We start from the raw sequence: 12,163 nt of genomic DNA, 5'->3' as shown, positions 1-12,163 counted from the left end.
ACACCATGCAATCCGCACCAAAGGCACCCGCGCAGCCGAAATACGAAGACGAGCAGAAGGTCGTGACGGCGCAGCTCGCGCAGTCGCGCGCGGAGGCTGCACGTATCACGCCGGGCAAGGAACCGTACGACGTGATTGTGATCGGTTCGGGCGCGGCCGGCGGCATGGCCGCGTACCAGCTCGCGACCGCCGGCGTGAAGGTCTTACTGCTCGAAGCGGGCCGCCTCTTGGATCCCATGAAGGAATACCGCACGATGGAGTGGCCGTACGCGACGGAGCGACGCCATCGACTGCCGCCAGACGAGCACGCGCTCGACGTCGCCGAGTACAACATGATCGACCGGCCGTACGGCACGGCGCCGCAGTTGGAGAAGCACAAGAAGCTGCTCTCCTATTCTGGCAACACCTTCACGCGCAGTTGGCTCGTCAACGAGAAGGAGCATCCGACCACCGGCACGCGGTACGCCTGGGTGCGCGCGCGCATCTTGGGCGGCAAGACCAACCTCTGGGGCCGCGTCGCCCTGCGATTGTCGGATTACGACTTCAAAGCGGCCAGCCGTGATGGCTTCGGTGAGGATTGGCCGATCTCGTACGCGGACATTGCTCCGTACTACGACCAGGTCGACGACCTGCTCGGCATCAGTGGCACGGTCGAGAACCTCGCGCAGCTGCCCGACAGCAAGTTCCAGCGAGCGGTCAAGCTCAATTGTCCGGAGATGGTCCTGAAGACCGCGGTTGCCAAGATGGGGCGGCACATCATCCCCGGCCGCGCGGGTGTCACGACCGACGGTGTGGCGAACAAGTACCGCTCGCGTTGCATGGGGCGAGGACGATGTGGTCGCGGCTGCGATCTGCAAGCACCGATGCACTCGCCGACCGCGCTCATCTTTCCGGCGCGCGACACCGGGAATCTGACGGTGCGGCCGAACTCGATAGCGGCGGAGATCCTGGTCGATCCCTCGACGAGCAAGGCCAGCGGTGTCCGCGTCATCGACTCGGAGACGCGCGACGTGCTCGATTTCAAATCGCGCGTCGTCGTCGTCGCAGCCTCCACGCTCGAGAGCACGCGGCTCCTGCTCCTCTCCAAGTCGGAGCAGCACGCCAATGGGCTGGCGAACTCATCGGGCCTCGTGGGACATCACTTCTGCGAGCACATCATGGGGCCCAGAGCAAGCGGCTTCCTTCCAGTCTTCAAGGGGCGTGCGTCCAGCCTCGACGATGGCCGGCCGCAAAGCGCCTACATCGTCCGGTTCCGGAACATCGAGGAGAAGCATCCCGCGTTTCTGCGTGGTTATGGGTTCCAAGGCGGTGGGGGCTGTGCCGAGTACCCAGGCTTCGCGCACGACCTCTCCGGCTTTGGATCGCCGTTCAAGAAGCAAGTGCGTGTGCACTATCCGGCGACCATCAGCATCGGTGCGTTTGGCGAGGTCTTGCCGCGGCACGAGAATCGGGTGGAGCTCGATCCTGCGGTGAAGGACGCGTGGGGGAGCCCTGTCCTCCGCTTCGACTACCGCTTCGGTGACAACGAGCTGGCGATGGCCAAGGACATGGCGGACACCGCGGAGGAGATGCTGCACGCGGCGGGCGCCGAGAACATCAAGGTGACGCGCGACGTGCTGACCGAAGGCTGGTCGATTCACGAGCTCGGCACGGCACGCATGGGGACCGACCCGAAGAAGTCTGTTACGAACTCCTTCGGCCAGACGCATGACGTCAAGAACCTCTTCGTCGTCGACGGAAGCATCTTCGTGTCGGCCGGCTGCCAGAACCCGACCTGGACGATCCTGGCGCTCTGCTGGCGCGGGATGGATTACCTCAAGGAAGAGATGAAGAGACGGACCATCTAGGGGGCAAGGGATCTAGGGATCAAGGGATCAAGGGATCAAGGGATCAAGGGATCAAGGGCAAGGACGTAGCGAGGGGGGCTTTAGCCCCTTCGCCTGTAGCGAGCGCGGCCTGAAGGCCACGCGCGCTACGTGTGGAGAATTGGGTACGTGCCAGAAGATCTTCGCGAGCAGGAATTGGTTTCGGTCGGAGGCGTGACGCGGCGGGGGGCGCTCAAGGCGTTGGGCGCCGGCGTCGGCGGCTTTGCGCTGTGGCCGTACCTCTCGGACGAGGGCGCCCGTGCTTTTGCCCGCATTCAGCAATCGCAGGCGCCGCCGACGCTCCGCTTCCTGACCCCGGCACAGTACAAGGACCTGGACGCGTTGGCGGAAGCCATCATTCCTGCCGATCGACATTCCCCGGGTGCGCGGGCGGCGCGCGTGGCGGACTACATCGACCTGTTGCTCAGTGAATCGGATGAAGAGACCCAGGCCACGTGGACCGACGGTCTGTCAGAGGTGGATCGCCTGAGCCGGGAGCGGTTCCAAGCGTCATTCGCACTGCTGAATGCCGCCCAGACGACCGAGCTGCTCACGGAGATGAGCAAGCACGAACGTGATCCGCAGTCGGGACTCGAGAAGTTCTTCAAGACCACCAAGGAGGCCACCGTCCGCGGCTACTATACGTCGGAGATTGGCATCCACAAAGAGCTCGGGTACAAGGGCAACCAGCATCTGCCCGAGTTCGTCGGCTGCAAGACCGTCGACGGCGAGCCGTGCCCCCATTGCGGCCAGAAACCGTGAGATTCGGTCGCGGGGCCTGACTCGTCCACCGACGCGCAAAGCGCGAAGGTGGAAGGCCCCGCGTTCAATGTGGCAGAGGAAGGCGATGCAAGGCGAGAGAGATCTGACGATCGAAGGACCTGATCTGACCGCGGCGATGGAAGAGACGCGCAAGCTCGCCTCTTCCATCCATCCGGGCTCAGGCGCATGGGATGTCATTATCGTGGGCTCCGGTGCCGCCGGGGGCATGGCGGCGTTCCAGCTCGCCACGGCGGGCGTCAAGGTGCTGCTCCTCGAGGCCGGGCGGATGATCGACGGTCAAAAGGAGTACCGCACGATGGAGTGGCCGTACGCGTCGCTGCGACGCGGCCGCTTACCCGAGGGCGAGCGGCCCATCGCCGTGGCCGAGTACAACATGTACGACCGGCCGTACGGGAATCATCCGGAGTTCGCACCGTACAAGAAGTTGATGTCGTACGCCGGGAGCACCTTCACGCGCAATTGGGTGGTGAACGAGAAGGAGCACCCGACAACCGGGACGCCGTTTGCGTGGGTTCGGGCGCGGATCCTCGGTGGCAAGACGAACTTCTGGGGCCGTGGCGCCTTGCGCTATGGCCCGCTCGAGTTCAAGGCTGCGAGTCACGACGGGTACGACGTCGACTGGCCGATCTCCTACGAGGACGTCAAGCCGTACTACGACAGGGTCGACGAGTTGCTCGGATGTTCGGGCACGAAGGAAGGGCTCATGCAGGTGCCGGACGGTATCTTCCAGCGTCCGTCGAAGCTCAACTGCGTCGAAGTGCACTTCAAGCGCGCTATCGCGAAGCTCGACCGCCACTACATCCCCGGACGCGCGGGTGTGACGACCGATGGCGTTCTCAGTAAGTACCGCGCGCGCTGCATGGGGCGGGGGCGCTGCGGCCGCGGGTGCGACCTCAACGCATCGTTCCACTCGCCCACGGCGCTGATCTATCCGGCGCGCGACAGCGGGCATCTGACCGTTCGTCCACAGTCGATCGTGTCGGAAGTGCTTTTCGACGAGGCCACCAACAAGGCAGCCGGCGTCCGCGTGATCGATGGGGTGTCGCGCGATGTCATGGACTTCAAGGCGCGTGTTGTCATCCTTGGCGCCGGCGCCCTCGAGTCCACACGTATTCTGCTCAACTCGCGGTCGCGCCGTTACCCGAACGGATTGGGCAACTCGTCGGGCGTCCTCGGCTGCTATCTCAGCGAGCATCTCATGGGCATCGGGGGAAGCGGGTACATTCCCATTCGGAAGGGCACGGCGCCGACGCTGGACGATGGGCGGCCAGTGGCGCCGTATGTGCCGCGCTTTCGGAACCTCACGGACCGCCACCCGCGCTTCATCCGGGGCTATCACTTTCAGGGTGGCGGTGGCTGCGCCGAGTATCCCGCCATGGCGCATGAGATCGAGGGGTTCGGCTCTGCGTTCAAGGAGCAAGTGCGCGAGTGGTATCCGGCGCCCATCAGCCTGGGCGGGTTCGGTGAGGTGTTGCCGCGCAAAGAGAATCGTGTGCTGTTGGATCCGGAGGTGAAGGACGCGTGGGGCATTCCGGTGCTGCGCTTCGACTACCGGTTCGGCGACAACGAGATGAAGATGGTCGAGGACATGGCGGAGCAGATCGAAGAGATGTTGACAGTGGCTGGAGCCGAGAACATCCAGGTTCGTCGCGAGCCGCTGCCGCCTGGCTGGTCGATTCACGAGATCGGGACCGCGCGCATGGGCGAGGATCCCAAGACGTCGGTCACCGACAAGTTCTGTCGACTGCACGACGTCTCGAACGTCTACCTCGCGGACGCGGCGCCGTTCGTCTCGGGTGGCACGCAGAACACCACTTGGTCTATCCTCGCCATGTGCTGGCGGACGATGGACTTCCTCAAGGAAGAGATGAAGCGAGGAGACATATGAAGCGTGTTGGCATGGGTATCGTTGGCGCCGGCTTTGTCGGCCCGCATCATCTCGACGCCGTGCGGCGGTTGGGGTTCGTGGACGTGGTGGGCATTGCTGCGAGCAGCGAGGCATCGGCGAAGGCCAAGGCGGAGCAGCTCGGTGTGCCGAAGTCGTACGCGAGCTATGAAGCGCTCATTCGAGACCCGGACATTCAGGTGGTTCACAACACCACGCCGAACTACCTGCACTATCCCGTCAACCTCGCAGTCATCGAAGCGGGCAAGCACATCGTCTCGGACAAGCCGCTGGCGATGAATGCCGTGGAGGCCCGCAAGCTGCTCGATGGCGCCCGCGCCAAGGGTGTCGTTCATGCCGTGACGTTCAACTATCGGGGCAACCCGCTCGTGCAGCAGATGCGACTCATGATCGCGCGCGGCGACATCGGCCGGCCGCACTTCGTGTTCGGCCAGTACCTGCAGGACTGGCTATTGCTGGACACCGACTACTCGTGGCGGCTCGAGCCGGACAAGGGTGGCGCCTCGTCGGCGCTCGGTGATGTTGGCTCACACTGGTGCGACGTGGCGCAGCACGTGTCCGGCACACGCATTACCGAGGTCCTTGCTGATCTGTCGACGACCATTCCGAAGCGCAAGAAGCCGACCGGCTCGCGCGAGGCGTTTGCGGCGGCCAGGGCCGACGAGCAGTTGGAAGAAGTGGAGATGAAGGTCGAGGACCTCGCGACAGTGCTCGTGCGGTTCGACTCGGGCGCGCGGGGCGTGTTCTCCGTGAGCCAGGTGAGCGCCGGCCACAAGAATGACCTGTTCCTCGAAGTGAACGGCGCAACCGGGTCGCTGCGTTGGTACCAGGAGCAGCAAAACGAGCTCTGGATTGGCCGACGCGACCAGCCGAACCAGCTCCTGCTGAAGGACCCGTCGCTGCTCGACGAGCCGGCACGCCGGTATGCGCACCTCCCCGGCGGACACCAAGAAGCCTGGACCGATGCGTTCTGTAACGTGATGCGCGACGTGTACGGTTACATCGCCGAGGGACGGGATCCGAGGAGTGACGAGCAACCACCCGCGTTTGCCACCTTCGAGGACGGCTACCGCGCAAACTGCCTGGTGGATGCCATGCTCGAGAGCGCAAGGGCAGGCAACAAGTGGGTGAAGGTCGAGTATTGAGGAAAAGATGACAGGCATCTTTTTCGGAGGCTGTTCATGACGGTGAAAGCGTTCGAACCGAAGTACATGAAGGTTGGCATCCTCACGGCGGCGTTGCAGGAGCTCACGCCGCGCGACGTTCGCGACGCGGATCCGGATCGCGCTATCGAAGACTGGGTGGCGTTCGCGCATGACCTCGGTGTGGACTACATCCAACTGTCCGCGGCGCTGCATCCCTCGCAGGCCGACGTGCCGCCTGAAGCCATGCTCGATCCGGTGGCCAACACACTCGACCTACGGCAGCCATTCACGAAGGGACGCGCAAGCCGTGTGCAGGCTGCGCTCGACGCGCACAAGATCGGCATCTCGGAAGTCGGCTATTTCGACAACATGCTCCACCCAGATGCGGCGCTTCTCAAGAAGAAGCATGACTTCATGCGCCGTGTATTCGAGGCGTGCGAGCTGCTCGGCGTGGAGGCCGTCTGCGGCTTCGTTGGTCGCAACTTCGACCAGAGCATGGACCAGGACTTGCGCGACTTCGAGGAGAGCTTCATACCGCTTCTGAAGGAGGCGAAGGCGCGGGGGCTGATCTATCGCGTCGAACAGTGTCCGATGCCGGGCTGGACGACGGGCGATAGCTTTCACAACAATATTGCGTACACGCCGGGGGCGTGGATCGCCCTCCATCGGATCTGCGAGCGGCACGGCGTCGGCGACCAGTTCCGTATTCATTACGATCCGTCGCATGCCATCTTGATGGGCCAGGATACGCGCTCGATCTTTCAATATCTCAAAGACGAAGGGTACGAGTTCCTGATTGGCGGCTTTCACGTCAAGGGGCAGGTCATCGACGCCGTGGGGGTCTCGGCGTGGGGCTACGGCGGACAGACGCTCGAGCGTGGAGACTGGGTGAACGGCCAGCCATCCACGAATCCGGCGGATCAGCTGAACGCCTGGAAGAAACAGATCGTCTTGTGCGAGCACGAGCTCCCAGGCACGGCGCGTCACGACCCGCTCGCGTACTTGCAGAACCGCACCGTCGACTGGTTGGATCATCAAGTGGCGGCACGTGAGCTCCTGAAGCTCGACGTTTCCGAGACCTTCCTGATCGTCGAGCACGAGTACCCCAAGGCACGCATTCAAGACCGCGAGCGCGTCGCGCCGATCCTGAAAGGGTCGGTTGCGTTCGTCCGCGCGATCGATCGAGCGGCGGCGGCAATGTACGCGTTGCAGCACGAGGTCCTGCAGGCGCAGGGCATTCCCGTGCAAGGAATTGGCCGGCAAGCCTATCGGTCCTAGCAGGAATCAGGATTCGGCCCTTCGACTCGGTCGCTTCGCTCCCTCGCTCAGGGCATTCTCCCTGTCAGTGGCTCGCCGTTTAGGTGAGCGGAAGGCGAGTCGAATGGTTAATCCACTACTTGTGAGGCGTGTCAAATCATCACCCTGTTTCATCGCCGGGGCGCCGTGTCTCACGGTGCGAGCGTCGATATCGGCGTCGTTTGACACGATTCTTGTGGAAGTGGTACCGTTCGAGAGCCAAAACCTGATCAGACGTAGTGCATTGGTATGACCTCGACGGTTGATGTTTCAGCGCTCACACGATTTCACAGCGTTGCGGCCGAGAAGGTCGTGGCTCATGTGCGCCAGCTCATCGAGCACGGCGGGTTGAAGCCGGGCGATCGCTTGCCGGCGGAGCGCGAGCTCGCTGTGCACATCGGCGTGAGTCGGCCAAGTGTGCGGGCGGGGTTGCGCGCGCTCGCGGCGATGGGTGTTGTGCAGTCTCGTCACGGCGCCGGAACATTCATTCGTGGTGGGCCACCGATGCTGGGAAGCGAGCCGCTGAGCTTTCTCGCGGCGCTGCACGGTTTCACGCCCACGGAGATGTTCGAGGCGCGGCGCGTGCTGGAGGTCGGCGTCGCCGGTCTTGCGGCTGAGCGCGCCACGGGGGATCAGCTCGCGACGATTGCCGAGGAGATCACCGGCATGTACGCGTCGATGGACGACAAGCAAGCGTTCCTCGTCCACGACATCCGTTTTCATCGCGCGGTCGCGACCTCCTCGGGCAATCCGATTCTGGCGTCGCTCGTGGAGATGGTCTCCGCCTTGTTCTATGAGCACCGGCGGCAGACTGCCGGCCGGGCGCACGGTCCGCAGCTCAAGGAGGCGGCGGACCTGCATCGCACGATTTATCAGGCGTTGCGGGCGCACGATCCGGACCGCGCGCGCAATGCAATGGACAGGCACTTGCGCACGTCGCGGGAGCGGCTGCTCGCCGAAGACACGAGCGGGGAACCAGCCAACGGCGGACCCGAGGCCGCAGCGGAGGCAGACGGCGGGAGTTTACCGTCAGAGAAGATACCATCAGACACGTAGGGCATGCGGTCGGTTGACCACTTCGGGTCTGATCCAAGCCGCATTGGCAGCGCACGGTGCGCGGAACCTACCTAGAATCAGCGCATTAGTTCTTGACAGCCCGTGGGGCGGATGATAGAAGAACCGGGCATCTGGGTCACGGTTAGCGCTCCACGTGGTCAGACCTTGTCACCCTCATCATGGCATTTCGTGGACTCGATCTCACTGGGCGTGTGGCGGTTGTTGTTGGCGGGACGTCAGGCATCGGTCGCGCCTTGGCGATGGGGCTCGCAGAGGCAGGGGCCGACGTCGTGGCGACGGGGCGCCGGACGGCGCTCGTCGAGGAAGTCGCGGCCGAGATCGAGCGGCGCGGGCGGCGCACAGTGCGATGTCCGGCGGACGTCGGCGACCGCGCCTCGCTCGAGCAGCTGCGCGACGAGACACTGAGAACGCTGGGCGCCGCCGATATTCTGGTCAATTGCGCAGGGCGCACCAAGCGCGCGGTGACGCTCACCCAGCCGGAGGAGGAGTGGAAGGGTATCCTCGAGACGAACCTCACCGGCACCTGGCGGGTGTGTCAGGTCTTTGCGCCGGTCATGGTCGAGCGCCGCTGGGGCCGCATCATCAACATTGCATCGCTGGGATCGTTCGTGTCGCTTCACGAGGTCGCGGCGTATTCGGCCAGCAAGATGGCGGTGGCGTCGCTCACCAAGTCGTTGGCGATCGAGCTCGCGCCGCACGGCGTGAGCGTCAACGCAATTGCGCCTGGCGTCTTCCGAACGGAGCTGAACGCACAGCTGCTCGATGGTACGCCGCGCGGGCAAGAGTTCCTGCTGCGCACTCCGATGAAGCGCTTCGGCCATGTCGAAGAGCTGCAAGGCGCTGCCGTGCTCCTGGCGTCGGAGTCGGCCAGCTTCATCACGGGCCATGTGCTGGTTGTCGACGGCGGGTTCCTCGCGAGCGGCGTCAATCAATGACACGCAGTCAGCCCAAGGATACTCGTGCCCACTGACCTTCGGCCGGCGGTTTCTCCGCCTCCAGAGGCGCCCGGTGCAGAGGCGCCGCGCTCCACGATCGGACACTACCGCTGGATCATTTGCGCGTTGCTCTTCTTCGCCGCCACGATCAACTACGTTGATCGTCAGGTCATCGGCCTGCTGAAGCCGACGCTGCAACAGGAGTTTGGCTGGTCCGAGCTCGACTACGGCAACATCGTCAAGTCCTTCCAAGTCGCCTACATGATCGGCATGGCGGCGTCGGGCTGGCTGATGGATCGCGTCGGCACGCGGATCGGCTTCTCAATCGCCGTCATCGTCTGGTCGCTTGCGGCCATCCTGCACGCCGAGGCGCCAGCGATCGGCGCGCCCCTCGTGGCGCTGTTTGCCGGCGTCGGCCTGGCCTGGACGCCGTCGGTCATCGGGTTCTCGATCAGCCGATTCCTGCTTGCCGTGGGGGAAGCGGGCAATTTTCCGGCGTCGATCAAAACGGTGGCCGAGTGGTTCCCGAAGCGCGAGCGGGCACTGGCGACAGGAATCTTCAACGCGGGCACCAACGTCGGCGTCATCCTCACGCCGCTCATCGTTCCCCCCATCGTCGTGTATTACGGATGGTATTGGGCGTTCGTGTTCACCGGAGTGCTCGGCTTTCTGTGGCTCGTGGCCTGGCTGCGCTATTACGGCGTGCCGGAGACGCATCCGCGTGTCTCACGCGACGAGTTCGCGCACATTCGAAGCGATCCCGCCGAGCCAACACAGAGGATCGCCTGGCGCCGACTGCTGCCGCTGCGCCAGACGTGGGCGGTGGCGGCCGGCAAGTTCCTGACCGATCCGGTGTGGTGGTTGTATCTCTTCTGGGTGCCCGACTTCCTGCACCGCAACCACGGGTTGGATTTGATGTCGATGGGGCCTCCGCTCATTGGCATCTACCTCATTGCCGACGTCGGAAGCGTGGCCGGCGGATGGCTGTCGTCGCACTTCCTCAAGCGTGGGTGGTCTCCGAACCGTGCGCGAAAGACGGCGATGTTCATTTGCGCGGTGTCGGTCACGCCAATCGTGTTTGCGTCGCAGGTCTCGAGCGTGTGGGCCGCCGTGGGGCTGGTCGGCCTGGCGGCCGGCGCGCACCAGGCGTGGTCGGCCAACATTTACACGGTGGCCTCGGACATGTTTCCACGGCAGGCCGTGGGATCGGTCATCGGTCTCGCGGGGATGGCGGGAGCACTCGGGGGCTTCTTCATCGCTGATATCACGAGCCGGCTATTGGAAACGACCGGGAGCTACTTCATCATCTTTCTGGTGGCCGGGTTTGCCTATCTCGTCGCGCTAGGGTGCGTGCACCTGCTCGCGCCGAGATTGGAGCCGGTGGATCTAAGGTAAGAGGTTCGAGGTTCGAGGTTCGAGGTTCGAGGTTCGAGGTTCGAGGTTCAAGGTAGGTCCCTGCTTTTATGACTTCACGTGTAGAGATCGTTCGTGGCATCGAGGAGAGTGGCGTGGTTGCCATCATCCGCATGCAGGACGCGGGACGCGTGCGGGCGGTGTTCGACGCGTTGGCCGAAGGCGGCGTGCGTGCGCTCGAGGTGACAATGACGGTGCCGGGCGCGACGCGGCTGATCGAGGAGATTGCGGCGTCGCTCCCGAAGGGCCTTTTTCTTGGCGCCGGTACGGTGCTCGATCCAGAGACCGCGCGGCACGTGATCTTGGCTGGCGCGCGCTTCGTCGTCGCACCCACGCTTCACCATGGCGTGATCGAGCTGTGTCATCGCTATGATGCGGCGGTCGTGCCCGGCTGCTTCTCGCCGACCGAAATCCTGAGCGCCTGGCAGGCGGGCGCCGATCTGGTCAAGGTCTTTCCCGCCACGGCGCTCGGGCCCGGCTTCATCCGCGACCTCCGGGGGCCGTTGCCGCAGATCAAGATCGTGCCGACCGGCGGCGTGAGCCTCGAGAACGTGGGCGACTGGATCAAGGCGGGGGCGTCGGCGGTGGGCGTCGGCAGCGCGATGCTCGATCCAAAGGCCATTGCGGAGGGGCGCTACGATGTGCTCACGGCAAATGCTCGACGAGCGATAGAGGACATCACCGCGGCGCGAGCAGGAGCCGGCAAGCGATCATGAAGACCGTGACATTTGGCGAGATCATGCTGCGCTTGAGCCCGCCTGGCTTCGAGCGCTACCTTCAGTCTCCGGTCTTTCAGGCGACATTCGGCGGCGGTGAAGCCAATGTCGCGGTGAGCCTGGCGTGGTGTGGCTGCGAGAGCCACTACGTCACACGGCTGCCGGCGCACGCGATTGGCGAGGCGGCGGTGCGTGCACTGCGTGCCGAAGGCGTACACACCGACCACATTCAACGTGGTGGCGAGCGTATCGGCGTCTACTATGCGGAGACCGGCGCGTCGCAGCGCGGATCCAACGTCATCTACGACCGCGCGCGATCGGCGATCACGGAGTTGCAGCCTGGCATGGTGCCCTGGGCCGAGGTGTGCACGGGGGCTGCCTGGTTTCATACGAGCGGCATCACGCCGGCACTAGGCGCCTCGGCTGCCGCCTGCACGCGTGAAGCGATTGAGGCGGCGAAGGCGTCGGGCGCCCGCGTCAGTCTCGACCTGAATTTCCGCAAGAAGCTGTGGACCGAGGCGCAGGCGCAGGAGGTCATGCGGCCCCTGGTCTCCCTCGTCGACGTGGTCATCGCCAACGAAGAGGACATTCAGTCCGTTCTCGGCCTGGAGGTGGCCGGCACGGACGTCGCCACCGGTCGCTTGAATCTGGAGGGGTACCGCGCCGTGTCCGAGCGCATCGTCCGCGAATACGGTGTGCAGCTGGTGGCCGTGACGCTGCGTGAGAGCTACTCGGCAAGTGACAACGGATGGAGCGCGGCTCTCTACGATGCGGGCTCGGGAGAGTTCCATCATAGCCAGCGCTATGACGTGCGTCTCGTCGATCGCATTGGCGGCGGCGACAGCTTTGCGGGTGGGCTGATTTACGGCGTGATCGCCGGCAAGGCGCCGGCCGACGCGCTCAGGTTCGCTGTTGCCGCAAGCGCGCTCAAGCAGACCATTCCTGGAGACTTCAACCGGGTGACCGTCGCCGAGGTGGAGCGCGTGGCCAAGGGAGACGTCAGCGGGCGCGTGCAAAGGTAAGGGAC

General features: G+C 64.3%; 10 protein-coding genes. All 10 read left to right on the top strand.

What is annotated here, in order from left to right; all coding sequences use genetic code 11:
* Positions 1 to 5 precede the first annotated feature (5 nt).
* The 10 genes from GEV06_06005 to GEV06_05960 all read left to right on the top strand — a co-directional run bounded on the left by GEV06_06005 (position 6) and on the right by GEV06_05960 (position 12,158).
* On the top strand, positions 6 to 1,847 hold the full coding sequence (locus GEV06_06005; GenBank protein ID MPZ17448.1) for an FAD-binding protein: 1,842 nt from the start codon (positions 6 to 8) through the stop codon (positions 1,845 to 1,847).
* A 129-nt stretch (positions 1,848 to 1,976) separates the two neighbouring features.
* Entirely contained in the window at positions 1,977 to 2,627 is a 651-nt protein-coding gene (locus tag GEV06_06000) for a hypothetical protein (GenBank protein ID MPZ17447.1), read from the top strand.
* 136 nt (positions 2,628 to 2,763) lie between these two features.
* Entirely contained in the window at positions 2,764 to 4,536 is a 1,773-nt protein-coding gene (locus tag GEV06_05995) for an FAD-binding protein (GenBank protein ID MPZ17446.1), read from the top strand.
* A complete protein-coding gene (locus GEV06_05990) occupies positions 4,533 to 5,699 on the top strand; it encodes a gfo/Idh/MocA family oxidoreductase (protein ID MPZ17445.1) in 1,167 nt (388 codons plus the stop codon). Before GEV06_05995 ends, GEV06_05990 begins: the two co-directional genes overlap by 4 nt.
* A 36-nt stretch (positions 5,700 to 5,735) precedes the next feature.
* Positions 5,736 to 6,977 carry a TIM barrel protein gene (locus tag GEV06_05985; protein ID MPZ17444.1) on the top strand — a complete coding sequence of 414 codons (1,242 nt, stop codon included), beginning with the start codon at positions 5,736 to 5,738 and terminating at the stop codon, positions 6,975 to 6,977.
* Positions 6,978 to 7,244: 267 nt separating this feature from the next.
* Positions 7,245 to 8,051, top strand: coding sequence for an FCD domain-containing protein (locus GEV06_05980; protein ID MPZ17443.1), 807 nt, complete (start codon positions 7,245 to 7,247; stop codon positions 8,049 to 8,051).
* A 179-nt stretch (positions 8,052 to 8,230) separates the two neighbouring features.
* A complete protein-coding gene (locus GEV06_05975) occupies positions 8,231 to 9,007 on the top strand; it encodes a glucose 1-dehydrogenase (GenBank protein MPZ17442.1) in 777 nt (258 codons plus the stop codon).
* A gap of 24 nt (positions 9,008 to 9,031) precedes the next feature.
* A complete protein-coding gene (locus tag GEV06_05970; protein MPZ17441.1) occupies positions 9,032 to 10,402 on the top strand; it encodes an MFS transporter in 1,371 nt (456 codons plus the stop codon).
* Between the two features lie 68 nt (positions 10,403 to 10,470).
* On the top strand, positions 10,471 to 11,136 hold the full coding sequence (gene eda / locus GEV06_05965; protein ID MPZ17440.1) for a bifunctional 4-hydroxy-2-oxoglutarate aldolase/2-dehydro-3-deoxy-phosphogluconate aldolase: 666 nt from the start codon (positions 10,471 to 10,473) through the stop codon (positions 11,134 to 11,136).
* Positions 11,133 to 12,158, top strand: coding sequence for a sugar kinase (locus tag GEV06_05960; GenBank protein MPZ17439.1), 1,026 nt, complete (start codon positions 11,133 to 11,135; stop codon positions 12,156 to 12,158). The genes eda and GEV06_05960 overlap by 4 nt, the downstream gene beginning before the upstream one ends.
* The last annotated feature ends 5 nt before the right edge of the window (positions 12,159 to 12,163 follow it).

This window comes from Luteitalea sp., assembly GCA_009377605.1.
Taxonomy (GTDB): domain Bacteria; phylum Acidobacteriota; class Vicinamibacteria; order Vicinamibacterales; family Vicinamibacteraceae; genus WHTT01.
The sequence above is the reverse complement of the archived record's forward strand: the minus strand, read 5'-3'. Positions and strand labels throughout refer to the sequence as shown.